Raw genomic sequence first — 24,571 nt, 5'->3', positions numbered from 1 at the left:
GCGTGGGCGGCAGAACCCGGCAGGTCAGCTCTTGACGCCGCCCGCGGTGAGACCGGAGATGATGCGACGCTGGAAAATCAGCACCATGATCACCAGCGGCACGGTGACGATCACGCCCGCCGCCATGATGGCCGCATACGGCTGCACCAGCGGGTCGTTGCCCGAGAAGCTCGCGATGGCGACCGTCACCGGCTTGGTGTCGTCGCCCGAGAGCAACCGGGCCAGCAGGTACTCGTTGATCGAGGCGATGAACGCCAGGATCGCGGTGGTGAACACCGCGGGGGCGGCCAGCGGCAGCATGATCAACCGGAAGGCCTGGAACTTGCTCGCGCCGTCGATGCGCGCGGCCTCTTCGAGCTCCCACGGCAGTTCGGCGAAGAACGAGGCCAGGATGTAGACCGTCATCGGCAGCACGAAGGAGATGTTCGGGATGATCATCGCCTGGTACTGGCCGATCCAGCCGATATCGGTGAACAGCTGGAACAGCGGCGTCACCAGCACGACGGCCGGGAACATCGACGCCGACAGGATCAGTCCCGAGACCAGGTACTTGCCCGCGAAGGCCATCCGGGCCAGCGCGTAGGCCGCGAGCACGCCGAGGATCAGCGCCACGGCGGTGGTCGCCGATCCGATGATCACGCTGTTGAGCAGTGCCTTGCCGAAGTTGTTGCCGCGGCTGGTGTCGAAGGCGTTGCGGAAGTTCTCCAGCGTCACGTGGGTGGGCCACGGGGTGCTGTCGAAGGTGTGGGCCGGGTCGCGGAACGCCACCACGGCCATCCAGTAGAACGGGCCGAGGCCCCACACCAGCACGATGGCGACACCGAGATAGAGCCGCACCGTGCCGATCCGCTTGCGCCACGACACCGGCTGCACCGGCAGCGTCTTCGATTCCGCGACAGGTTCTTTCGTCATCGACATGCTCATCAGTTCGCCTTCCGCTGGTCTTCTTGCGTGCGAACAGCGTTGGCGCCCAGCACCTTCACCAGGATGAACGCGATCGCGAAGACGAGCAGGAAGGTGATCACCGACAGTGCCGCGGCGCTGTTGGGCCCTTGGCGCACCTGCTCGACCACCAGGATCGACAGCGTGTTCGTCGCCGGGTTGCCCAGCGTCATGATCGCGGGCAGGTCGTAGATGCGCAGCGTGTCCATGGTGCGGAACAGGACCGCGACCAGCAGCGCGGGCTTGAGCAACGGCAGCGTGATGTGGACGAACCGCTGCCAGGCAGTCGCGCCGTCGACTTTGGCCGCCTCGTACACGTCGGCCGGAATCACTTGCAGCCCAGCCAGAATCAGCAGGGCCATGAACGGCGTCGTCTTCCACACATCGGCCGCGATCACCGCGAACCGCGACGCCCACATGTCCGAGGTCCACAGGATGTGCGTGCCGAGCACCCGGTTCACCACGCCGTCGTACTGGAACATGAACTCCCACAGTCGCGCTGTGACCGCGGTGGGAATCGCCCACGGGATCAGCACGGCGGCGCGCAACAGCGCCCGGCCGCGGAAGGTCTTGCCCATCACCATGGCCATGCCGAGCCCGAGCAGGGCCTCGATCGACACCATCACCACGGTGAAGAACAGGGTGATCCCGACCGCCGACCAGAACTGCGAGCCGAGCGTGCCGGTGGGGCACGACACCGTGCCGTTCAGCGACCCACACTGCTGCAGCAGCCAATGCGTGTAGTTGCTGAATCCGGCGCTGCCGCCCTCGACGAACATCCCGGTGGCCGGGTCGATGCCGGAGTCCTTCGAGAAGGACATCCAGATCGCCTCGACCACCGGATATCCGATGACCACGGCCAGCGCGACAAGCACGGGCGCGACGAACAGCCACGCCTTGCCGGATTGTCGCAGTTGCAGCGCTAGCCCGCGCTGCTTGGCTCCCGAAGGATCCGACACCGTTACTACTCTCCTACGGTCTGGTCGGGTCCGCTGCGCGTACCGCTACGAACCGGCGGTCTCGATGCCCTTTTGCATGCCGGCGACCGCGTCGTCGACGGACTTCGTGCCGTTAAGGGCAGCATAGGCGTTGTCCTGGATGGCCTTCGACACCGCGGGATAGAACGGGGTCACCGGACGCGGCACGGCGCTGGCGATGGATTCCTTCAGCGTGGGCAGGTACGGCATCTTCGCGATCAGGGCCGGGTCGTCGTAGAGCGAGGAGCGCACCGAGGGCAGCGAGCCCGAGGCGATGATCTGCTGCGCCTCTTCGCTGATCAGGTAGCGAACGAAGTCGGCGGCGGTGGCCTTGTTCTTGGAGAACGCGCTGATCGCGGCGTTGTAGCCGCCGAGGGTGGAGGCGCCGACGCCGGTGTTGCCCGGCAGCGGGGCGACGCCGAACTTGTCCTTCACCGCGGAGCCCTCGGCGGAGGCCTGGGCGAAGAGGTAGGGCCAGTTGCGCAGGAACAGCAGCTTGCCCGACTCGAACGCGCTGGCGCTCTCGCCTTCCTTGAAGGTGATGGCTTCCTTGGGGATGTCACCGTTCTTGTAGGCGTCGACGAGGACCTTCAGGCCCGCCTTCGACTCCGGGCTGTTCACGGTGGGGGTCTTGCCGTCGGCGCCGACGAAGCTGCCGCCGAAGGCGTTGATGACCTCGGAGGTGTTCACGGTCAGGCCCTCGTAGGGGGCGAGCTGACCGGCGTAGCAGCCGATGTTGTTGTCGCGGGCCACCTGGCACTGGCCGAGCATCTCGGTCCAGGTCTTGGGCGGGTTGGGCACCAGGTCCTTGCGGTAGTACAGCAGACCGCCGTTGGTGTTCTTCGGCGCCGCGTACAGCTTGCCGTTGTAGGTGGCGCTGGCCACGGTCGGCGCGAGCAGCGGCGCGGTGTCGATCGCGAAGCTGTCCTCGAGCGGCTGGATCCAGCCCTTGGCCGCGAATTCGGCGGTGTTCGGCACGTCGAGGGCGACCACGTCGTAGCCGTCCTGCTTGGCGCGGAAGTGCTCGGCTAGGTCGTCGTGCTGCTGGGTGCCGTCGGCCGACTGCTCCTTGAACGTCACCTGCTCGTTCGGGTGCGCGGCGTTCCAGCGGTCGATGAGCTGCTTGACCACACCGGTTTCGGTGGTGTCCTTGCCCTCGACGTAGGTGATCGGGCCGCGGCCCGTCAGGTTCTGGTCGAGTGCGTTGCCCCCGTCGTCACTGGAACAACCGCTGGCGAACGTCGCGGTGAGCAACGCGATCGAGGCAGCAGCCATCGTCGCTCTGGGGACAAACTTCAAGGCCATCGCAGACACTCCAGGGTCAAGACGTGAGCAGCAGCACACCGTGCGGTGCAACAGGCAACATACAGGATTCTCGGCGGCGCGGGCGCCGCGTGTTCTCGGCCTGGGAGGCCTCGATCTTCCCTTCCTACGGGCACTCCGTCGTCGCACCCTTCGGTCGGTCCGGATCGAGGCTGCCGAGAACGGGCACAGACTTGCACAGTTTTTCTGTCAGTGTGGTGGCTTAGGGTCATTGCTTGTGACAAGTCCCTCGCCGGCCGCTACGCCCGATCGGATGCTCACCCGCATCGGCGGTTTGCTGCGCAAGGCCGAGTCCACCGACAACGCGCACGAGGCCGAGGCATTCCTCGCCGCGGCGCAGCGACTGGCAACGAAATCCTCGATCGATCTCGCGGTGGCGCGCTCACATGTGGCCTCGCGCGAGCGCAGGTCGGCGCCGGTGCAGCGGATCATCCCGATCGGCGAACCGGGCCGAAAAGGTCTGCGCACCTACGTCCAGCTGTTCGTGGCGATCGCTACGGCCAACGACGTTCGCTGCGATGTCGCCCGTACTTCCGCCCAGGTCTACGCCTACGGCTTCGCCGCCGACATCGACACCTGCGAAGCGCTCTACGCGAGTCTGCTCATCCAGATGGTCCGCGCGTCGGACCACTACATCAAATCCGGCGCCTACCGCGAGGCGACAGTGGTCAAGGTCGTCACCGAGAAGCGTCTCGGCCGTTCTGTCCGCCGCAAGGTGGAGGCGCCGGTCGCGGGCGTCACCGCGCGGCTCAACTTCCAGATGGCCTTCGCCGCCCGCATCGGTGCGCGGTTGGCCGAGGTGAAAGCCGAAGTCGTCGCCGAGGAATCGGTGGCCGAATCGACGGGGACCGCCCTGGCATTGCGGGACAAAGAAGTAGCCCTCACGGACTTCTACACGGCCACCTCCGAGGCGCGCGGAACCTGGCGTGGGCCGCAGACCTCCACCGGGCACTCCGCCGCGGCTCGTCGCGCGGGCGACCGAGCGGGCCGTACCGCCCGCCTCGGCACCTCACCGGAACTGCCTGCCGCACGCGGAAAGCTGTCGGGCCGATGAGATCGACCGGGCTGTCGGCATTCCGCCGGGCCGTCGGCGGCCCGCTCGGCGGTGCGTTCCCGGTGGGGAGCGGCGGGCAGGGCTGTGGCGCCAGGTAGTTCGCCACGGCCGCAGCGCGACAGCCAGCGTGCCAAGGTCTATGACGGTGAGCAGTTGGTGCGTGGGGTATTCGATCGTGCCGACGAGTTCGGCCACCGGACGGTCGAGGTCTACGGTTCGCAACTGACGTTGCCGGTGGAGCGACGCTTCGCCTCCGTGGAGTCGGTACAGAGCTATGCGGACAAGGTGCTGGCACTGAATTGGGTTCGCGCGCAATGGGAGCGAGCCACGGTATCGATCAGGGTCCGGGCCCGGGGTGGCGCTGCGGCCGCTCACTACGAGCCGGAGAGCGCAGTCCTCGCCGTCCCGCTGCACACCGGCTCCACCGCATGGGCGCTTCGCGAACTGGTGGTCCTGCATGAACTCGCCCACCACCTGGCGCCCGATTCGGCGCAGGCACCACACGGACCCGAATTCTGTAGCCGCTATATCGAATTGGTGGACGGTGTGATCGGCCCGGAAGCCGCATTGCTGATCCGGGCCACTTTCGCCGGATGCGGTGTTCGGTTCGGCTAGGGATTTGCTCGCTCAGCGGTCCTCGAGCAAGGCGCTGACTCGCTCGTAGCGTCGCAGCCACCAGTCGGCACGGTCGGGATCGGGGTGTCGGTATTTGTCCAGCAATGTGGGGTCGGGCTCCGGTGGCGAGGCCGGGACCGGCAACCATCCGTCGACCGGCAGCAACGACGCAGTGACGAGATCGCCCTCGAACAGTGCGAGAGTGCCCAATCCACAGGCGAATTCGAGCTCGGGCAGCGCGCCCGCCAACGCCAGCTGCGCCGACAGGCCGACGCTGGTCTCGAGCGCCGACGAGACGACGGTCGGCAGCCCGGCCGCCCCGGCGACCGCCAATGCCCGCCGGACTCCACCCAGCGGCGTGCACTTGAGTACCGCCACGTCAGCGGCGCCGGCCACCGCCACCCGCATCGGGTCCTCGGCCCGGCGAATCGACTCGTCGGCCGCGATCGGCACCGAAACCCGCCGACGCACCTCGGCCAATTCCGTCACGGTCCGGCACGGCTGTTCTACGTATTCCAAACCCCCGGCGGCTTTGTCGATCTCTCCGATATGCCGGACGGCGGTTTCCACGTCCCACACCGCGTTCGCGTCGATCCGAACGGCCCCTGATTCCCCGATCGCTTCGCGCACCGCGGCCACCCGAGCCACATCCTCGCCCAGTGAGTCGGGGTGATCCGCCACTTTCACTTTCGCGGTCGCGCAACCGGATTCCCGAACAATTCGGCGGGCTCGGGTGGGATCCACCGCGGGCACAGTGCAATTCACCGGAATCCGATCACGCACCGGGGCCGGCCACCCCACTGTCACCTGTTCGACGGCGGTCGCCAACCACCCGGCCGCTTCGCGATCGTCGTATTCGGGAAACGGGCAGAACTCGCCCCACCCCAATTCGCCGCGGATCAACATCCCCTCGCGCACAGTGATCCCCCGAAACCGTGTCCGCAACGGAATCGCATAAACAAACAGTTCGGTGCTCACCCGACCGATCGTAGATCTCGCTACGCGGGTCGAGACGAACGGCGGCGCTCACGGTGAGCGCCGCCGTCCGGTGTCACAGGCGCTCGATGATGGTGGCGTTGGCCAGGCCACCCGCTTCGCACATGGTCTGCAGCCCGTAGCGCGCTCCACGCTGCTGCATCGCGTGGACCAGCGTGGTCATCAATCGCGCCCCGGAAGCGCCCAGCGGATGCCCGAGCGCGATCGCCCCACCGTGCACGTTGACCCGGCTCATGTCCACCCCGGTCTCTTTCGCCCACGCCAGCACAACCGGCGAGAATGCCTCGTTGATCTCGAACAGGTCGATGTCGCCGATGTCCAGACCAGCCCGGCGCAGCACCTTCTCGGTGGCCGGAATGACCGCGGTGAGCATCAGCAACGGGTCGTCGCCCGCGACCGAGAAGCTGTGCAGGCGGGCCAGCGGCCGCAGGCCGAGCTGCTCGGCGCGTTCGCCGGACATGATCAGAACGGCGGAACTCCCGTCGCTGACCTGGCTGGCGGAGGCGGCGGTGATCTCCCAGCCGATCTGCGGGAACCGCGCCGCCATCGCGGGGTCGTAGTAGGCGGGCTTCAGTTTCGCGAGGGTGTCGATGGTGCTGCCGACCCGGATTCCCTCATCCGTGGTCAGCCCGTTGATCGGTGCGAGTTCCGCGGTGAAGAGTCCGTCTTTGGTTGCCCGAGCGGCCTTTTCATGGCTACCGAGGGCGAATTCGTCGAGCTGGGTTCGCGTCAGACCCCATTTCGCGGCGATGAGTTCGGCGCTGATTCCCTGTGGGACGAGGTCCTCGGGATATCGCTGCGAGAAGGCGATGCCCGACAGGTCGGTGGCGCCGACCAGGTTGGCGCCCATGGGAACTCGCCCCATCGATTCCACGCCGGCGGCGACCACGATGTCGTACGCGCCCGCGATAACCCCCTGTGCGGCAAAGTGAATCGCCTGCTGACTGCTGCCGCACTGCCGGTCCACTGTCGTGGCGGGCACGGATTCCGGATATCCGGCGGCCAGCGCGGCCCGCCGGGTCATATTCGATCCCTGCTCCCCGACCTGGGTGACGATGCCGCCGATCACATCGTCGATGAGCGCCGGATCGATCCCGCTGCGCTCGACCACCGCCCGCAGGCTGTGGGCCAGCAGATCGACCGGATGAACGTCGTGAAGTGCGCCGTTCGGCTTGCCCCGCCCGATCGGGGTGCGTACCGCTTCGACGATGACCGCGTCTCGCATGGAAGTCCTCTTTCGCCAACGCTGGCTCTATCTGACAATAGCCAGCTTAGATCCTAACTATCATCGACTCAAGTCAGATTGGCTATGATGTCTCTCATGGCAGCCGTGATGGAAGGACCCCTGGCCGATCTCAGCAAATGGGAAACGGCGGGCTGTTCGATCGCCAGAGCCATGGACCTCATCGGCACCCGCTCCGCGATGCTCATCCTGCGCGAGGCCTACTACGGCACCCGCCGCTTCGACGGCTTCGCCCACCGAGTGGGCATCACCGACGCCGCCGCGGCGGCCCAACTCCGCAAACTCACCGCCGCCGGCCTCCTGGAAAAACGCCCCTACCAGGAGGAAGGCAAGCGCACCCGGCACGAATACGCCCTCACCCAGATGGGCCGGGACCTGCTCCCCGCGGTCGTGGCCCTCTGGCAATGGGGCGACGCCTACCTCCAGCCGGGCCCCCCACCCCTGCTGCGGGTAGACGCGGAAACCGGCGAACCGGTCCGCGTCGACCTGCGCACCTCCGACGGCACCGAGATCCCCCTGGAACGCCTGGCGGTCCGAGTCAACGAGGACTACCTCCGCGACCGCGCCGAACGCCGAAGGAAGAACCCGGACAGCTAGGCGCTGAACACGCCGATCGTCACGTCCTCCGTGCCGAGGGCCTGGAACAGGCTGACCCACAGCAGGACGACCGGCTCGGTGCTGCGGGCCGTGTTGAGCGCGCCGAGGTCGATCAGCTGTTCGTCGGCCCAGCCGAAGGAGTTCAGCAGCCGCGCCACCTGCGACTTGGCATCGGCGTCGTCACCGCTGAGAAAGATGGTGTGCTGTCCGGGAATTCGGGCCGGGTCGACCATCACCTGGTTGTTGGTGGTGTTGAGCGTCTTCACCACGCGGGTGGCCGGAAAGGCCCGCTGGATTTCCTCGGCGACGCTGCCCGCCTCGGGGACAACGAGTTTCGGCGGAAAGCCCTGCGAGAAGTCGAGCGCGTTGGAGACGTCGACGATGATCTTGCCCGCGAGATTGTCCGACCCGGCCGCGGTGAGCGCCACCACCGATACCGTGCCCGATGTCGCATTCACGATCAGTTCGGCCGCTGCCGCCGCCTCGGCGAAAGTGCCGTGCGCCCCGCCGGTTTCGGCTGCCCACGCGGTGGCGTCGGCATTGTCGGCGGTCCGCGACCCCATCGTCACCGTGTGCCCGACCTCGACCAGCTTGCTCGCCAGCCGTCGACCGACCTGGCCGGTGCCGAGTACTGCTATGCGCATGTCACTACCCCATGTCGACAAAACCGCCCGGCGATCACCGGGTCCGAGCATCAGCATAGGGCCGCACCGGAATCGAGCCGAGCGTCTACGCGCACAGCGCAATCGTGCGCGGGCGACTCGAGCCACGAGCCGCCCGCGCATCCGAATCAGCGCAGGCGCTTGCCGTCCACGCTGAAGAAGTACACGTGTTCGGGGTCGGTGGTCAGGCAGAGGCGATCGCCCTTGGACGGCGGGTTGCGCCAATCCACGCGCGCCACAATCGTTTCCCCGGTCTGCCCGCCGGCGCCCGCCGAGAGGGCGCGACCGTAGACGTAAGCGTCGGAGCCCAGCTCCTCCACGACGTCGACCTCCAATTCGAGGCCGCCGTCGCCGACCTCGAGATGTTCGGGGCGGATGCCGAGGACCACGGAGCCCTCTCCCGCGTCGGCCACCGCGCGCGGCACCCGTACCGGGTAGCCACCGATGGTGACGGCGCCGTCGGTGACGGGGAGGGTGAACAGGTTCATCGCGGGCGAACCCATGAACCCGGCGACGAACATGTTCGCCGGATCGCGGTAGAGGTCGCGCGGCGAGGCGCACTGCTGGAGCAGGCCGTCCTTGAGGACCGCCACCCGGTCGCCCATCGTCATCGCCTCGACCTGGTCGTGCGTGACGTAGACGGTGGTGGTGCCGAGCCGGCGCTGCAACTGGGCGATCTGGGTACGGGTCTGCACGCGCAGCTTCGCGTCGAGGTTCGACAGCGGCTCGTCCATCAGGAACACCCGCGGCTGCCGCACGATCGCGCGCCCCATCGCCACGCGCTGCCGCTGTCCGCCCGAGAGCGCCTTCGGCTTACGGTCGAGGTACTGCTCGAGGTCGAGGAGCTTGGCTGCCTCGAGCACCCGCTCGTCGCGCTCGGCCTTGGACACCTTGGCCAGCTTCAGCGCGAAGCCCATGTTCTCCGCGACCGACATGTGTGGGTAGAGCGCGTAGTTCTGGAACACCATCGCGATATCGCGATCCTTGGGTTCGGCGTTGGTCACGTCCTTGTCGCCGATCCGGATGCACCCGGCGTTGACCTCTTCGAGGCCGGCCAGCATGCGCAGCGAGGTCGATTTGCCACACCCGGAGGGTCCGACGAGTACGAGGAATTCGCCGTCGGCGATCTCCAGGTCGAGTGCGTCGACCGCGGGTTTGGTGGCACCGGCGTAGAGCCGGGTAGCGCGGTCGAAAGTGACGGTAGCCATGCGTAGATCAACATCCCATCCCGGCAGGAACGTGCCGGACGATCCGAGTAGTGGGTCGCTGGGATCGTAGCGGCCCACAACGGTGCCGGGTAGCCTCGGTCGCGGTGCCAACCCGAGCCATCGAGGAGCCAGCGAGATGAGTCGTCCGGTCCGTATCGGAGTCCAGCTTCAACCGCAGCACGCGCCCGATTACGGTCTGATCCGCGACGCGGTGTTGCGGGCCGAGGACGCCGGAGTCGACATTGTCTTCAACTGGGATCACTTCTTCCCGCTCACCGGCGACCCGGCGGGCGCGCATTTCGAATGCTGGACGATGCTCGGCGCGTGGGCGGAGCAGACCGAGCGAGTCGAGCTCGGCGCGCTGGTCACCGGCGGCGGCTACCGCAATCCCGACCTGCTCGCGGATATGGCGCGCACGGTGGACAACATCAGCGGCGGCAGGCTGATCCTCGGCATCGGCGCGGGCTGGTTCGAGCGTGACTACGACGAGTACGGCTATGAGTTCGGTACGCCGGGCAGCAGGCTGACCCTGTTGAAGGAGAGCATGGCGCGCATCACCGCCAGGCTCGAGAAGCTGAACCCGCCGCCGGTCCGCGACATCCCGATCCTGATCGGCGGCGGTGGTGAGCGCAAGACGCTGCGCCTGGTCGCCGAGTACGCCGACATCTGGCACTCCTTCGCCGACGTGGCGACTCTCGGCCGCAAGAACAAGGTGCTGGCCGAGCACGCGGCCGTCGTCGGTACCGACGAGTCGCGGATCGAGCGTTCGGTGCAGTGGCAGGGTCGCGACGAGGCGAAGGCGCTGCACGATGCGGGCGTCACCCTGTTCACCGTGGGTGTTTCCGGCCCCGGCTACGACCTCACCGAAGTCCGGCGCGCCATCGAATGGCGTGACGAGACGAACCCGGCCGTCCTGGAGGGCCTCGCGTAGTTTCGATCACGCTGCGGCGAACCCGCTTCCGGGCCTCGACCGGCTGTCGCCGTGGATCGACACCGTGAGCCGCAGCGCTGCGTAACCTTCGCTGTGCAAGGTTGCGGCTAGGGTCTATCGGCATGGCAGGTGTACGAACTCGGGCGCGGATCGCTGCCCTCTTGCTCCTCGTCGGCGTCGCGGCGACCGGTTGCGGCGGCTCCGAGAGCAGCTCCGCGCGCGACCTCTGTTCGCCACCGGGACCGAGCGCCGCCGCTGCCGCGCCGACCAATCTGGCCGCGGGCGAAACCGCGGGCGCCGATCGCTACACCACCGCGACAACGGCGCCGGTCGACTCGATCGACACCACGAAGCTCGGCCTGCTCAACCCGGGCACCCTGAGCGTCGGCACCCTGTCCGACGCGCCGCCCAGCATCTGTGTCAACAGCGAGGGCGCCTTCACCGGCTTCGACAACGAACTCCTGACCGCGATCGGCGCGAAACTCGGTCTGCGCGTCGAGTTCTCCGGCACCGAGTTCGCGGGCCTGCTCGCCCAGGTATCGGGCAAGCGTTTCGATGTCGGCTCGTCCAACATCACCACCACCGATGCCCGCCGCGAACTGGTCGGCTTCACCAACGGCTACGACTTCGGCTACTTCTCCCTGGTCGTTCCGCAGGGCAGCGCGGTGAAAGGCTTCGGTGACCTGAACCAGAGCTCGCGCATCGCCGTGGTGCAGGGGACCGTGCAGGACGAGTTCGTGGTGAACCAGCTGAAGCTGGATCCGGTGAAGTTTCCCGACTACAACACCGCCTACGCGAATCTGAAGTCCGGCCAGGTCGACGCCTGGGTCGCACCGTCGGCGCAGGCCGAGGGCGCGATCAAACCGGGCGACGGAATCGTGGTCTCGCAGAACACCTTCAGCCTCGACAACTTCGTCGGCTACGCGGTGGCCAAGAACAACCAGCCGCTGATCGACGCACTCAACTCCGGCTTGGACGCGGTGATCGCGGACGGCACCTATGCCCGTCTGTACGCCGATTGGGTGCCCCGTGAACTCCCGCCGGGGTGGAAGCCGGGCTCCAAAGCGGCGCCCACACCCCAGCTTCCGGACTTCAAAGCGCTCGCGGCCGAAAACCAGCCGGGCGAGACCGAACAGGTCGCGCAGAAGTCGACGCTGCAACAGTTGAAGGACACGTTCTTCGACTGGTCGTTGTACCGCAAGGCTTTTCCCGATCTGATCAAGACCGGTCTGCCGAATACCCTGATCCTGGCCTTGGTCTCGGGTGTCCTCGGCACCGCGATCGGCATGTTGCTCGCGGTGATGGGCATTTCCCGCACCCGCTGGTTGCGCTGGCCCGCCCGCGTCTACACCGACATCTTCCGTGGCCTGCCCGCCGTGGTGATCATCCTGCTCATCGGTCTCGGCATCGGCCCGGTGGTCCGCAATATCACCGGCGGCAACCCGTACTGGCTCGGCGCGGTGGCGCTGGCGCTGCTCTCGTCGGCCTATATCGGCGAGATCTTCCGCTCCGGTATCCAGTCGGTGGAGCCCGGTCAGCTCGAAGCCGCGCGCGCGATCGGCTTCGGGTACCGCCAGTCGATGACGCTGGTGGTGATCCCGCAGGGTGTGCGCCGGGTGCTGCCCGCGCTGATGAATCAGTTCATCGCGCTGATCAAGGACTCGTCGCTGATCTATTTCCTCGGCCTGCTCGCCTCGCAGCGCGAACTGTTCGCCGTCGGCCGCGACCTCAACGCCCAGACCGGCAATCTGTCCCCGCTGGTCGCGGCGGGCCTGATGTATCTGGTGCTCACCATCCCGCTCACCCATCTGGTCAACTACATCGACCAGCGCATGCGCACCGGCAGACCCACTCCCGCCGACCCGATCGAGCAGGCAGTCATCACAGAAGGGCGAGGCGCATGAGCGAGCGTAGCGAGCGGCAGACCAGCACAGCTGCATATGCAGTCATGGCGGAACCGAGCGCCAGCGAGGTGGCGGCATGAGTGCATCGCTGACCGGCACCGGGCTCAACCTGACGCTCGGCAACAACCACATCCTGCGCGGTGTCGACATCCACGTCGAGGCGGGCCACGCCACCACCGTCATCGGCCCGTCCGGCTCGGGCAAGTCGACGCTGCTGCGTGTGCTCAACCGCCTGCACGAACCCGATTCCGGCGATGTGCTGCTCGACGGCAAGTCGGTGCTGAAGGACAACCCCGACAAGCTGCGCCAGCGCATCGGCATGGTCTTCCAGCAGTTCAACCTGTTCCCCCACAAGACCGTCGCCGACAACATCGTGCTCGGCCCCCGCAAACTGCGCGGCCTGTCCGCCGACGAGGCCCGCGCGCTGGCGATCGAACAGCTCGAGATCGTCGGCCTGGCCGACAAGGCCGACGCCCGGCCCGCTTCGCTGTCGGGTGGCCAGCAGCAGCGCGTCGCCATCGCCCGCGCGCTGGCCATGAAACCGGAGCTGATGTTCTTCGACGAGGCCACCTCGGCGCTGGACCCCGAGCTGGTGAAGGGCGTGCTGGCGCTGATGGCCGACCTCGCCTCGGGCGGCATGTCGATGATCGTGGTGACCCACGAGATGGGGTTCGCCCGCGAGGTCTCCGACAGCGTCGTGTTCATGGATCAGGGCGTCGTCGTGGAGACCGGCACCCCCGACGCCCTGTTCGACGACGCCAAGACCCCACGCCTGCGCCGCTTCCTCGATCAGGTCCTCTGACCAGGTAAGGGGCCTCACAGCAACGCATGCGCAACTGCTAATGTCGGAAGTGCTTGGAGCTCCATTCGATCAGTACCGGACCGAGTTCCGGGAAACCGGAAAGAGAGAGCCGATGACCACCACGCACGCCGAACACCCGCAGCACACCCATGTACACGGCCCCACCTGCGGCCACGTCGCCGTTCCGCACGAGGACCACGTCGACTACGTCCACGACGGCCACCTGCACCGCGAACACGACGGCCACTTCGACGAGTGCGAGACCACAGCACACGTCGAGCACACCGCCCACACCCACGAGCACGGCCCCGGTTGTGGTCATGTCGCCGTCCCGCACGGCGACCACGTCGACTACATCCACGACGGCCACCGCCACGCCGCCCACGCGGACCATTACGACGATCACTGACCACCAGGCCGACCCCGCCCCGGCGGGGTCGGCTGCCCGTATTACCTCTGGCTCGACGATCGATCGGTTCCCCGGATAATGTCTGTGCCTGCGGCCTGCGTCATGCCTGCCGATTCACGGATGGGGATTCTCGGTCGATGGGCAGAACAATCAGGCGCACAATGGCTTTCGGTGTCGTCGGCAGCATGCTGGCCGCGTGCGCGGCCACCTTCGGCGCGGGCAACGGCCTGGCCGACGGGCGCGATCCGATCGTCGAAGCCAAGAAGCTCCTCGCGACGCCGACCACCGCGAACGGCTCGAACATCATCTCGAGCAGGGTCGATGATCGAAATCTGACCATGCTGGTCTTCTCCGCCGCGATGAACAAGGGCATCACCGTGAAGGTGCAGCGTCCGAAAGACGCCTCTGTGCCGCGCCCGGCGCTCTACCTCCTCAACGGCGCCGGGGGCGGCGAGGACCGCGCGACCTGGTGGCAGAACACCGATGTCGGCGATTTCCTCGCCACCAAGGACGTCAACGTGGTGATGCCGATCGGCGGCGCCTGGGCGTACTACACCGACTGGCAGCAAGACGACCCCGCGCTCGGCCGCAACAAATGGCGCACCTTCCTCCTCGACGAACTCCCGCCGCTGGTCGACGCGGCACTGGGCACCAACGGCGTCAACGCCATCGCCGCCAACTCGATGACCGCGACGGCCGTCCTGCAATTGGCCGAGGCCAAGCCGGGCTTCTACCAGTCCGTCGCCGGCTACAGCGGCTGCGCGCAGATCTCGGACCCGATCGGCAAGCAGTTCACCAAGCTGGTCGTGGAGACCTACGGCGGCGGTGACGTCGGTAATATGTACGGTGCCGACGACGACCCGGCCTGGGTCGCCAACGACCCGGTCGTCCACGCCGAGAAGTTGCGCGGCACCAGGCTGTTCGTCTCGGATGCCTCCGGCCTGCCGGGCCCGCACGACCGCATCGACGACCCGTACATGATGAATCCGACGCCGTTCGGCCTGGCGAACCAGCTCGTCGTCGGCGGGATCATCGAGGCCGCGGTCAACTGGTGCACCCGCAACCTCGAGTCCCGGCTGGACGAGTTGGGGATTCCCGCCACCTTCGACCGTCAAGCGAGCGGCACGCACTCCTGGGGCTATTGGCGTGATGCGTTCTATCGGTCGTGGCCGGTGCTGGCCGCGGGTTTGGGACTGCCCGAATAGCCGGTCAGTCGGTGACGGTGGCGAAGGCGGCCCAGAGCAGGGGCGAGTTCTCGGCCGCCGGAGCGTCCCGCCATGCGGACAACTGTGATCGCTGCCAGGTCAGCAGGGTGGGGACGGGTGTGGAGGAATCGTGAGCGGTGTCCACGGCGCAGACCGCGGCTTGCAGCGGGTGGCCCGTGGTGGGGGTGAGAGTGTGGAAGGCGTGGTCGGTGGGCAGCGGCCAGCGGGTGGCGGTGACGAGTTCGGCGCCCGCCGAGAGGGCCGCGGTGGTGAGGCCGAGGGCCTCGGTGAAACGCAGATCGCCGCCGCTTTCGCAGGCGATGAGGGCGACGCGGCTCGGCATCGGCCACCGGTCACGTCCGGGGACGGGGGTGGAGTCGAGCGTATGGGTGCCGAGGAGGAGGTCTTTCGCCGAGAGCGGGCGATGGGTGCGGTTCGTCGCCGCGAAGCCCCGGGTGTCGGCGGTGCAGCTGAGGTGGAGCTCGGCGTGTTCGCTGCGGCCCGATTCCGGTGCGGGAGCGGTGACATGGCCGACGTAGACGAGTCGGCTCGCGCCCGCCCGCAGCGCCTCGGACAACCAGTCGCGGTCGGTGTCGGCGCGACGGAAGAGTTCCACCGCGTCGTCGACACGGGGAACCACGCGCTCTCCGTAGCGGCCGAAGTGTTGTGCCACCAGGGTTTCCGCCGACGGCCTGCCGAGTACCGAGCCGAGTTCGGAGTCCGCGCGAAACCCGGGCACGCGCGGATCGAGTACCGCAACCACGGGCAACTCGCGAGTGTCGTTCCAGCGGTGCGCGATTCGATCCGGCGCGTGCACCACCGAGACCGGTGCGAGCAGGCTGATGTCGGCGATGTCCAGCAGCCGAATCCCCGCATCGGGGGCGAGGATCTCCCACGGCACCTGCGCCAGCCTGGGCGAAGGCTGGATCCGCAGATGTGGCCGAATCCCACGCTGCGACAGTTCGTACAGCTGCACGGCGAGCCCATAGGGCAGCAGGGTGCGTGACAAAGCCTGCGCCAGAGCACTTTCCGCCTCGGGATCGACCAGTGCCCCTGCGGTCATGACCCGCCGCAGATCGTCGGGTCGCGCGGGGTCGGGTACCGCGTCGGTCAGCAATCGCAGTGTCTCGCGCACGTGGTCTCGGGGCAGTACCGCTACGCCACGCGCCAACGCGTCGTCGGCCCATCGCCATGACACGTACACGTCACCCGCGTCGGCCAGCCTGATGAAAGCTGTCGGCACACTGCTGAGTTCGGCAGCCGAAGGCGTTCCCGTTGCCGGCTCGTTCACAGCGCGATCACCCGGCTGTCGCGGACGGGGCGTCCGTAGCGCTGCTCGGCGTGGGAGATGAAGTCCGCCAGGACGATGCGGCCGCGGTCGGTCAGCCGGGGTGGTGGCGCGACGGGGATGCCCGCGGCAGCGGCGACATCGGCGAGCGCGGCGCCGAGTTGCAGGGCCGGTGTGGTGATCTGCTCGGCGGGCTCGGGATCGAACAGCTGGAATTCGAGGGTAGGCGCCGTGACGTCGGTGTACGCGGTGGTATCGAGAGTGGTTCCAGCGCACTGCGTCTCGATCAGATCGCTCACCAGTTGACCGTTTCCGGCGAGCGCGGCGCATCGGAAGGCAACGCGCATGGCGGGTTCGGCGACGGTGCGGTGCCAGTGTTCACGCTGGTTGCCGTTGGGGAGGGTGTGGCGGACGGCGTCGATGGCGAGGGCGGCCGGGACCGCCAGGGACACCGCGCGGGCCACCAGGTCCGGATCCGGTTGTGCCGCTTGCTCGATCGAGGCGTGGAGGAGTTCGGCGTGCCAGTAGTCGAGCTGGGCACAGTGCATCCCGAGCCCCTGGGCGGCGTAGGCCGCGAACGAGGTGTCCAGTAGCTGTTCGGCGGCAGCGATATCGCCTTCCGCACAGGCGACGGTGGCCAGGCGCAGCCGCACGTCCGCCGCGTCCACCACCGCGCCGGTGGAGTCGAACCGATCCAGTGCCCGTTCGTAATACGCACGCGCCGTGGCGAAGTCATCGCGGCGTTCGGCGAGAAAACCCATCGTCTTCGACCCGATCCCGGACCAGTGGCCCAGTTCACCGGCCTCGAAGAACTCCTGACTGGCCAGCAATGGTTCCTCGGCCTCGTCGAAATGCCCGGCCCGCACCAGCATCGTGGCCAGATTCTGCTGCGACTCCGCGACCGAGGCGGCCTCGCCCGCCGCGGCGAAGGCGGCTACCCCTTGCCGAGCGAAGTCGATAGCCAGTTCCCAGCGACCGGTCTCGAAGGAACAGGCCGCCAGGTTCATCAACGGGTGACCGGCCAGCTCCGGCGCGAAACGCTCGGTCACACCGAGAGATTCGACCGCCAGCTCACCGGCGCGCGCCCACTGCTGCCGGTGCAGTGCGACCGCCGTCAGCGACAGCAGGCACGCCACCCGCAGCAGCCCCTGATCGATGCTGTCGGCGAGCAGCACACGCGCCTGCTCGAGCACATCCTGCGCGGCATCGAACTCGCCCAGATGCTGGAAGGCCTGCGACAGATTCACCAATGCCGCAGGTCGCTGATGTGCGGCATCGTCGGGCATTTCCGCCAATGCCGTTCGGAACAGCACCACCGAGCGCCGATGCTCACCGAGCTCGTCGGCCATACTCGCGGCGTTGATCAGCGCGGCACTGCGCAATCGCGGCGCCGCACCGTCGGCCGCCCGCTCGAAGATCTCCAGTGCCGCGACCACATCGCCACGCTGATAGGCCGCGTACCCCGCGGTGAGCTGGGCGTCGTCGCGATCGGATGTCCTGCCCGTGGCTGCCATCAGAAGTCCTCGTCTGTTTCGGCGGCCGCTGTTTCGGCGCTCAGGCGCTGGTCGCCGGTGTGTTCGGTGAGCCGGGCGCGGGCGAATCGGCGGATCCGATCCCGGGCGGCCGACTCGTCTTGCGGCGGATCGGCAGGACCGACACCGGGCACGAAAACGGTGATCTCCGGGGTGCTTTCCGGTGTGCCGGGGATTCGCGCGGAGCCGGTCCAGGCATCGCCCCGCAGGTGCAAGGGCATCTCGACATCGGGTCCCGGCCGGTCGTGCTCGGTGTCGGCGGGCAGCCGCACTCGAACCCGCGCGTGCGGCCGAAGGTGTTCGGGGACGAGTCGCCGGCAATCCGGCGCGGCGACCACGCTGACCCGCACCGTCGATACCCCGGCCGCGCGGGACACCTGCCACGACACGGCGTGCTCGCCCGCGTCGAGAATGCCGGGCGGGCACCGTCGCCAGTCCCAGCCACCACTGCCGCGCGCCACGATCAGCCCATCGGAGGAGTCGGCGCCGCCGGCCGCCAAGGCGTAGTCCTGCGCGCGGCCCCGTGATCCTGTCGACTCGCCCAGCGGCCGTCGCTCGTCGGTGGAGTCGGATAACCTGAAGTCTTCCTGCGTGCCCGACCCGCGATTCCCCGAGCCGGCGTCGCGCTCCGTGCCGTGCTCGCCGTCATCGCCGTCGACCGCCATCTCGCATTGCGCGGTGAGCATTCCGATTTCCTCGACCAGCAGCCGTGGATCCAGGGCGGGAATGCCGTCGATGGTCGACGCGGGCCACCACCGGCTCGCCCAGTGCGCGTAGGCGAGTCGCCGCAGGGCCGCCGCCGGCGCGCGTCGAGCGGGCGCGGCTGTCAGCGCTGCGGGCCGGTTGTCCGCGAGCGCCGAGGCGACCTCTTCGCCGTACACCGCCCACACCCAATCCTGTGCGGCATCGACGTCATCGAGTACCGCGGCGGGCACCGATTCGTCGTCGAACAGGCTCCAGCTCAGATGCCCGCCCACGACCTCGAGAACCAGCACATCGAGCCCCGGCGCGGCATTGGTGACCAGTGGCGTCCGCTCCGGAGCGATCACGAGCAAGCCCGGCTCCGCACGGCGAAGGTGGACGACTGTCATCAGCTGGCCCTCGCTTCCACATCGGCCACGGTGTCGGCGGTCAGCGCCTGTTTCACCCGGGTGCGGTGGTCCAGGATCACCGACCGGGCGACACCGTCGAGCAGATCCCACAGCTCACCGGGATCGAACACCGGCAGCTCGCGCACATCCCGACCGTGCAAACGCACCCACAACCTGCGCGAATACGGCCGCCACGGCGCGTGCAACTCGGCGGCCACCGCCGCGAGCGGTCCCGTCTGCCCGTCGACCGCGTGCACCGCGTACCGACGCGCCTGCAGCACATACCCTTCCCGCCGCCAGCGACCGTTGACCACGTCGTGCGCACGCGACGAAGGAGCCGGGTCGACCGACGCCGGGGCACCGAACGGAGAGAGACCCAGCGCCAGTTCGGTACCCGCCGCCGCGGCGACCCGCAGCGATTCGTCGAGCAGTCCCCATGGCGAACAACTGCGCGAGATCTCCCGCGTGACCAGCTCCGCAATCTCGGGGAGGTCGGTCCGATCGATGCTGCCCTGCAACACCGTGAAGACCCGCTCGTACACGGTCCGGTCGAAGGGCAGACCGAGGCTCGCGGTCGACGCGGACGCGCCGAGCTCGGGGCGCTGTGGGCTGGAACAGCTGGTGAGCCCCAGGTCGTCGGCGCCCGCGTCGGGATGCGCGAGCCACAGGGCGATCCCGCGCCGGGTGCCGGCACCGCTGTCGACGATGTCGTCGAACAGCGGCCCCGCATCGGCCGGATCTCCCGAACGGGCGAGCGTGCAGGCTTCGAGCAGCTCGGTCAGTTCGGCCGCCAGATCCCTTGCGCCGTAGGGGGCGAGCGGGCGGCGGGCCCAGGCGATGTCCAGCAGTTGCGCCAGCTCGGCCGCGCGAGCCGGGTCGGTCACATGGTGTTTCAGTGCGGCGGTGGTGCGCCCGCCGGTGCTGTCGTGGACTTCGCGCAGCGTCGCCTCGGCCCTCGCGTGCGCGCGGTCGCCCACAGGCGCACCGTCTACGGTCGCCAGCTCGAAGCAGCGCTGGAAGTACAGATCCTGGGCGTTGCCCTCGGTGATCCGCAGCCTGCGCCGCACCTGCTTCAGGACGACGAACCACGCCGCACACGCCCGCAGTGCATCGGACTGCGCGTGCAGCAGCGCCGTGAGCAGCGCGATCCCGTCCTCGTCGAGCATGCTCGACGACAGCCCGGGATGCTGCATCGGCCGCAGCACCAGCGGATCGAGAATCAACTTCACCGTCCGCCGCAACGGTCCGCCGTCGGCCCCGCTCAGCGCGTCGACTCCGTCGAGCCCCCGCCACACCTCATCGAGCACCATGGCGCGCGGTCTCCGCATCCGACCAGGTTATAGGTATTTTCGGCGGCTGGTGCGGCGGTTGCCGAGCGCGAAAGTTGGGATCGGTAGGCGGGGAAAGATTTCTACCTTTCTCTCAACGGGTTACCAGCCCGGTCACACCGAGAGAAACGGAAACCACCATGAACACCAAGCTGATCGCCGCCCTCGCCGCTTCCGCCGCCGCCACCGCGCTGTTCGTCACCGGTTGCAGCGACGATGCCGGCACCGCCTCCCCGAGCACCGCCGGATCGGCCGCTCCGGCCCCGGCCGCGGGCAAGTCCACCGCCACTGTCGACGGCAAGGAATTCACCGCGAAATTCGACACCACCTGTGCCAAGCAGGGGGGCACCCTCGCCCTGGCGCTCACCGACACGGCCAACGCCACCTACGGCAGCCTCTCGGTCAGCGCGTCGGTCGAAGGCGACAAGGTCCAGGCGGTCGCCATCGGCGGTAGCCAGGGCGGCGCCAACGGCCTGCCCTACGCCGTCGGCTACGGCAACGGCCAGCCCGGCGGTTCCGCGACCCTGGCCAAGGACGGCAACACCTACCGCATCACCGGCGAGGGCATCAGCGCCGACATGACCAACCCGCTGGCGGGCCCGTCGACGGCGAAGTTCGACATCACCTTCGCCTGCTCCACCATCGTCGGTGCCTGACCCTTCGCGACCCGGTCGCATCCATCCAAGGAGAAATCATGAAATCCAAGCTGCGTGCGGCCGCGGTCGCCTTCGGAATCCTCGCCATCGGCTACTACCTCTTCTACGGCCTCACCTACACCCCCGACGAATACACCGGAGCGATGCTCGGCTGGGTCGGTCCCCAGATGGCCCTGCCGATCATCGCGCTCACCATCGTCCCGATCGTCTTCGCCTTCACCGGCGACGGCATCCTCGAAGCCTTCACCGGCCGCAACAGCAGCGAGTTCCGTGACGGCGCGGTCGGTATCGGCACCATTACCTCGTTCCGGCAGACCGGCGTCTCGGTGAACGACCAACCGCAGGTCAAGATCGCTTTCCGGGTCGAGGGGTCCGACGGAAAGGTCTTCGACTCGCACGCCAAGATGATCGTGCCGCTCACCGAACTGGCCCTGCTGCAGCCGGGCGTCGTCCTGCCGGTCCGGTATCTGCCCGGCCGCACCGACAAGGTCGAGGTCGACCGCTCCGGCGACAACGGCGCCGCCCAGCGCGCGATGAACGAATCACTCATCCGCAAGGGCATCACCACCCGCGGCAAGCTCGACATCGCCGAACGCGGGCTGGCCGCCCAGGCCGTGGTCCGCAGCCTGGACGTCCCCGGCCGCATCCGCGGCGGCTATACCGAGATCGCGCTCGGTCTGGTGGTCACCCGCCCGGACGGCACCACGTTCGAGACCCGCGCCGAGAAATACCTGCCGCCCACCGCGGTCGGGCACGTGCAGGTGGGCCGGATCGTGCAGGTGCACTATCTTCCGGGCAACGAGCAGGAAGTGGTGATCTCCCTTCCGGTCAACGCCTGATGACAACTCCCGCGCACTCGGCGCGCGCTGTGGCTGATCCATCCGTGATCGGTCACAGCGCGCGCCGAGTTTTGGTCGTCCGTTCATCTACGCGTTCCCGATGGCTCGCTTGGGCTGCTTACGGTGCCCGGAGTCCGTTCTACTCAGGAGTCACCGTGAGTCCGAAACCGCTCGCCCTGTTCGTCAAGCACGACGGTCAGTCGGCACGCGCCGCCCTGACCTGTGAATACAAGTGCGGCAACGCCTGCTTTCACGAGCCCCCGAACACCTCCGAGGGTGCCTACTTCGGTGACATCGTCAGCGGCCTCAACCGCCGTGGCCTGATCAAGGGCGGCGCGGCCGCGGTGCTGGCCGTCGGCGCCGCGAGCGCGCTGGCCGCCTGTGGTGACGACTCCGAGGCCGCGAAGACCCCGGCCCCGACTCCGGCCGGAACCCCCGGCACCGGAACGGCGTTCACCGCGGTGGCGCCGAACAAGGAAGACGCGCTGACCATTCCGGAGGGCTACGACCAGCAGGTCGTCATCCGCTGGGGTGACCCCCTCTTCGCCGACGCCCCCGCGTTCGACTTCGACAAGCAGACCGCCGCGGCGCAGCTGAAGCAGTTCGGCTACAACAACGACTTCGCCGCGCTGATGCCGATCGAGGGCCAGGCCAACAGCTACCTGCTCGTGGTCAACCACGAGTACACCACCGGTCCGATGATGTTCCGCGGGTACAACAAAGACGCCCCGACCGACGAGCAGATCGCGATCACCAAGGCCGCCCACGGCATGGCCGTGGTCGAGGTCAAGGGCGAAGCGGGCTCGGGCAAGCTCACCCCGGTTTTCGGCAAGTACAACCGCCGCATCACCGCCGACACCGAGTTCCTGCTCACCGGCCCCGCCGCGGGCAGCGCGTTCACCGTCACCGGTGCCGACCCCTCGGGCAAGAAGGTACTCGGCACCTTCGCCAACTGCGCCGGTGGCGTGACCCCTTGGGGCACAGTGCTTTCCGGCGAGGAGAACTTCAACGGCTACTTCGCCAACGGCGACAAGGCCTCCGACCCGCAGGGGCGCGTCAAGCGCTACGGCTTCCCCAAGGGCGGCACGCCGAACCAGTGGGAGCGCACCGACAAGCGCTTCGACCTGAGCCAGGAACCCAACGAGGCCAACCGTTTCGGCTATGTCGTCGAGGTCAACCCCTGGGACGCCGCCGCCACGCCGATCAAGCACTCCGCGATGGGTCGCCTCAAGCACGAGGGCGCGTCGATCTACGTCACCGACTCCGGTGATGTCGTCTCCTACACCGGCGACGACGAGAAGTTCGACTACATGTACAAGTTCGTGTCCTCGCGCAAGATCCAGTCCGGCACCGGCGCTTCCGCGATGCGGCACAACCTGACCATCCTCGACGCGGGCACCCTCTACGTCGCCAAGCTCACCGGCGACCACGCCGACAAGATCGACGGCAGCGGCGCGGTCCCCTCCGACAAGGGCTTCACCGGCAAGGGCCAGTGGATTCCGCTGCTCGAGACCGGCGACGACGGCAAGGGCAAGTCCCTGGTCGACGGCATGTCCGCCGCCGAGGTGGCGGTGTTCACCCGCCTGGCCGCCGACAAGGTCGGCGCCACCAAGATGGACCGCCCCGAGGACTTCGAGGCCAACCCGTTCACCGGCAAGGTCTACGTGGCGCTGACCAACAACGACAACCGCGCCAAGGACGACAAGCCGGGCGTCGACGAGGCCAACCCGCGCAAGCTGAACAAGAACGGCCAGGTCCTCGAGCTCACCGACAACCACACCGGCACCGACTTCACCTGGTCGCTGCTGCTGGTCTGCGGTGACCCCGCCGCCGCCGACACCTACTTCGCCGGCTTCGACAAGACCAAGGTCAGCCCGATCTCCTGCCCGGACAACCTGGCCTTCGACCCGTACGGCAACCTGTGGATCTCCACCGACGGCAACGCCCTCAAGACCAACGACGGCCTGTTCTCGGTGATCCTCGACGGCCCCAACCGCGGTGAGACCAAGCAGTTCCTCACCGTGCCCAAGGGCGCTGAGACCTGCGGTCCGATCGTCACCGAATCCCACGTCATCGTGTCGGTCCAGCACCCCGGCGAGGCCGACGACGCCACCCCCGACAACCCGCAGTCCCACTGGCCCGACGGCGGCACCTCCCAGCCGCGTCCCGCCGTGGCGGTCGTCTGGAAGAAGAACGGCGGACGAATCGGCGTCTAGCCGGCTCCCGATCCGCTGACGAAACCGCTACTCGGCTGGGCGAGTGGCGGTTTTGTCATGTCCGGGGTCCGGCTTAGATCAGTCGACCGCTACTCGCGCCCGGGCCTGCACTCGCTACCCGTGACTTCAACGTCTTCGTCGATGACGCGGAACCCAACCTGAACAAGCTAGAGTCGGCGTTCACCGACTTCCAGAAGTTCGGATAGGTGTCGAGGGCAACACCGTTGCTCGGTTCCGCCTGCGCCGCCACCGAGTCCATCCCGGTCAGCGTTGCGACCACCGCGAGCCATCGAACTCCAGCGCCGTGTCCGAGGTGCACGACCCTACGCGATTGATACCGCGTGTTGTGTGAGGTCGACGAGGTGTCACACTGATCCGCGAAATCAAGCCCGAGCCGCGTCAGACGGCGACCGGTCCACGCGCGAGATCGACGCCCCCGCCATCGTTTTCCCCATCCTGCCGCCGATATCACGCCAGCCGGAGGGCCCGACATCGGCAGTACGGGCATGTCCGGACCGGACAGTAAAATCTATGCGCCCACCAGCTACGTCGATCTGATTCGGCCTCAGGTTCATTGCGACACCGACATGACCACACTTACTGTCGATCGCGAATAGTCGGAAATCCCACGAACAAAGGCCATATCCAGTGGATCAAAGTGTGCGACATTCGGCTGCCACGAAGCACTTCGGTCCGTCCGAATTCGTATCACAGCAACATGAGGTCTTCGCCCAATACCGTCGAGACGGACGT

22 protein-coding genes are annotated in these 24,571 nt (G+C 67.7%); 11 read left to right on the top strand and 11 right to left on the bottom strand.

Annotated elements, in window-relative coordinates; translation table 11 throughout:
• Nucleotides 1-24 precede the first annotated feature (24 nt).
• The 3 genes from ACWFRF_RS10240 to ACWFRF_RS10230 are packed head-to-tail and all read right to left on the bottom strand — an operon-like array spanning nt 25 to nt 3,224.
• The gene (locus ACWFRF_RS10240) at nt 25-912 is read right to left on the bottom strand and encodes a carbohydrate ABC transporter permease (RefSeq protein ID WP_378989257.1); all 888 of its coding nucleotides are present in this window, start codon (nt 910-912) and stop codon (nt 25-27) included.
• 11 nt (nt 913-923) lie between these two features.
• The gene (locus tag ACWFRF_RS10235; protein WP_378989256.1) at nt 924-1,901 is read right to left on the bottom strand and encodes a carbohydrate ABC transporter permease; all 978 of its coding nucleotides are present in this window, start codon (nt 1,899-1,901) and stop codon (nt 924-926) included.
• A gap of 45 nt (nt 1,902-1,946) precedes the next feature.
• Nucleotides 1,947-3,224, bottom strand: a complete 1,278-nt coding sequence (locus tag ACWFRF_RS10230) for an ABC transporter substrate-binding protein (protein ID WP_056823877.1) — start codon at nt 3,222-3,224, stop codon at nt 1,947-1,949.
• 271 nt (nt 3,225-3,495) lie between these two features.
• Here ACWFRF_RS10230 and ACWFRF_RS10225 point away from each other — a divergent pair, with 271 nt between their 5' ends.
• Both ACWFRF_RS10225 and ACWFRF_RS10220 read left to right on the top strand, forming a co-directional pair.
• Nucleotides 3,496-4,296, top strand: a complete 801-nt coding sequence (locus tag ACWFRF_RS10225; protein WP_452449897.1) for a DUF2786 domain-containing protein — start codon at nt 3,496-3,498, stop codon at nt 4,294-4,296.
• 84 nt (nt 4,297-4,380) lie between these two features.
• Nucleotides 4,381-4,911 carry a TIGR04338 family metallohydrolase gene (locus ACWFRF_RS10220; protein WP_387446098.1) on the top strand — a complete coding sequence of 177 codons (531 nt, stop codon included), beginning with the start codon at nt 4,381-4,383 and terminating at the stop codon, nt 4,909-4,911.
• A gap of 12 nt (nt 4,912-4,923) precedes the next feature.
• Here ACWFRF_RS10220 and ACWFRF_RS10215 read toward each other — a convergent pair whose 3' ends face one another.
• Both ACWFRF_RS10215 and ACWFRF_RS10210 read right to left on the bottom strand, forming a co-directional pair.
• Complete coding sequence (locus ACWFRF_RS10215; RefSeq protein ID WP_379314156.1) at nt 4,924-5,889, bottom strand: o-succinylbenzoate synthase; 966 nt, start codon at nt 5,887-5,889, stop codon at nt 4,924-4,926.
• 73 nt (nt 5,890-5,962) lie between these two features.
• On the bottom strand, nt 5,963-7,132 hold the full coding sequence (locus ACWFRF_RS10210) for a thiolase family protein (RefSeq protein ID WP_452449635.1): 1,170 nt from the start codon (nt 7,130-7,132) through the stop codon (nt 5,963-5,965).
• Nucleotides 7,133-7,216: 84 nt separating this feature from the next.
• Between ACWFRF_RS10210 and ACWFRF_RS10205 the strand changes: the two genes are divergently transcribed.
• Nucleotides 7,217-7,747 (top strand): winged helix-turn-helix transcriptional regulator, encoded by a 531-nt coding sequence (locus ACWFRF_RS10205; RefSeq protein WP_378989252.1) that lies wholly within the window; start codon nt 7,217-7,219, stop codon nt 7,745-7,747.
• Here the strand turns inward: ACWFRF_RS10205 and ACWFRF_RS10200 are convergent.
• Together ACWFRF_RS10200 and ACWFRF_RS10195 are read right to left on the bottom strand one after the other, a co-directional pair.
• Nucleotides 7,744-8,391 (bottom strand): NADPH-dependent F420 reductase, encoded by a 648-nt coding sequence (locus ACWFRF_RS10200; RefSeq protein WP_452449633.1) that lies wholly within the window; start codon nt 8,389-8,391, stop codon nt 7,744-7,746. The genes ACWFRF_RS10205 and ACWFRF_RS10200 overlap by 4 nt on opposite strands.
• 146 nt (nt 8,392-8,537) lie before the next feature.
• The gene (locus ACWFRF_RS10195) at nt 8,538-9,617 is read right to left on the bottom strand and encodes an ABC transporter ATP-binding protein (RefSeq protein ID WP_379314159.1); all 1,080 of its coding nucleotides are present in this window, start codon (nt 9,615-9,617) and stop codon (nt 8,538-8,540) included.
• A gap of 136 nt (nt 9,618-9,753) precedes the next feature.
• On the opposite strand from ACWFRF_RS10195, the gene ACWFRF_RS10190 reads away from it, so the two are divergent.
• From ACWFRF_RS10190 to ACWFRF_RS10170, 5 genes are all read left to right on the top strand, one after another.
• Nucleotides 9,754-10,548: an LLM class F420-dependent oxidoreductase gene (locus tag ACWFRF_RS10190; RefSeq protein WP_452449631.1), complete on the top strand. Its 795-nt coding sequence runs from the start codon at nt 9,754-9,756 to the stop codon at nt 10,546-10,548.
• Nucleotides 10,549-10,670: 122 nt separating this feature from the next.
• Nucleotides 10,671-12,452: an ABC transporter substrate-binding protein/permease gene (locus ACWFRF_RS10185; RefSeq protein ID WP_378989248.1), complete on the top strand. Its 1,782-nt coding sequence runs from the start codon at nt 10,671-10,673 to the stop codon at nt 12,450-12,452.
• Nucleotides 12,453-12,528: 76 nt separating this feature from the next.
• Entirely contained in the window at nt 12,529-13,254 is a 726-nt protein-coding gene (locus tag ACWFRF_RS10180) for an amino acid ABC transporter ATP-binding protein (protein ID WP_301904090.1), read from the top strand.
• 112 nt (nt 13,255-13,366) lie between these two features.
• Entirely contained in the window at nt 13,367-13,663 is a 297-nt protein-coding gene (locus tag ACWFRF_RS10175; RefSeq protein ID WP_378989247.1) for a hypothetical protein, read from the top strand.
• A 137-nt stretch (nt 13,664-13,800) separates the two neighbouring features.
• Entirely contained in the window at nt 13,801-14,868 is a 1,068-nt protein-coding gene (locus ACWFRF_RS10170) for an alpha/beta hydrolase (protein WP_452449628.1), read from the top strand.
• A 4-nt stretch (nt 14,869-14,872) separates the two neighbouring features.
• On the opposite strand, the gene ACWFRF_RS10165 is transcribed toward ACWFRF_RS10170, so the two are convergent.
• The 4 genes from ACWFRF_RS10165 to ACWFRF_RS10150 are packed head-to-tail and all read right to left on the bottom strand — an operon-like array spanning nt 14,873 to nt 20,089.
• A complete protein-coding gene (locus ACWFRF_RS10165) occupies nt 14,873-16,111 on the bottom strand; it encodes a CHAT domain-containing protein (RefSeq protein WP_449966514.1) in 1,239 nt (412 codons plus the stop codon).
• Between the two features lie 44 nt (nt 16,112-16,155).
• Nucleotides 16,156-17,670, bottom strand: a complete 1,515-nt coding sequence (locus ACWFRF_RS10160; RefSeq protein ID WP_452449626.1) for a tetratricopeptide repeat protein — start codon at nt 17,668-17,670, stop codon at nt 16,156-16,158.
• The gene (locus ACWFRF_RS10155) at nt 17,670-18,779 is read right to left on the bottom strand and encodes a hypothetical protein (protein WP_452449624.1); all 1,110 of its coding nucleotides are present in this window, start codon (nt 18,777-18,779) and stop codon (nt 17,670-17,672) included. The genes ACWFRF_RS10160 and ACWFRF_RS10155 overlap by 1 nt, the downstream gene beginning before the upstream one ends.
• On the bottom strand, nt 18,779-20,089 hold the full coding sequence (locus tag ACWFRF_RS10150; protein ID WP_452449895.1) for a hypothetical protein: 1,311 nt from the start codon (nt 20,087-20,089) through the stop codon (nt 18,779-18,781). The genes ACWFRF_RS10155 and ACWFRF_RS10150 overlap by 1 nt, the downstream gene beginning before the upstream one ends.
• A gap of 158 nt (nt 20,090-20,247) precedes the next feature.
• Here ACWFRF_RS10150 and ACWFRF_RS10145 point away from each other — a divergent pair, with 158 nt between their 5' ends.
• The 3 genes from ACWFRF_RS10145 to ACWFRF_RS10135 all read left to right on the top strand — a co-directional run bounded on the left by ACWFRF_RS10145 (nt 20,248) and on the right by ACWFRF_RS10135 (nt 23,818).
• Nucleotides 20,248-20,763 carry a lipoprotein LpqH gene (locus ACWFRF_RS10145; RefSeq protein WP_379315771.1) on the top strand — a complete coding sequence of 172 codons (516 nt, stop codon included), beginning with the start codon at nt 20,248-20,250 and terminating at the stop codon, nt 20,761-20,763.
• A gap of 38 nt (nt 20,764-20,801) precedes the next feature.
• Nucleotides 20,802-21,602, top strand: coding sequence for a hypothetical protein (locus ACWFRF_RS10140; RefSeq protein WP_378989241.1), 801 nt, complete (start codon nt 20,802-20,804; stop codon nt 21,600-21,602).
• Between the two features lie 155 nt (nt 21,603-21,757).
• Complete coding sequence (locus ACWFRF_RS10135; RefSeq protein WP_449966506.1) at nt 21,758-23,818, top strand: PhoX family protein; 2,061 nt, start codon at nt 21,758-21,760, stop codon at nt 23,816-23,818.
• The last annotated feature ends 753 nt before the right edge of the window (nt 23,819-24,571 follow it).

Source organism: Nocardia sp. NPDC055165 (genome assembly GCF_053606985.1).
Note: the sequence above shows the minus strand (reverse complement) of the source record. Positions and strands in the feature narration are given on the sequence as shown.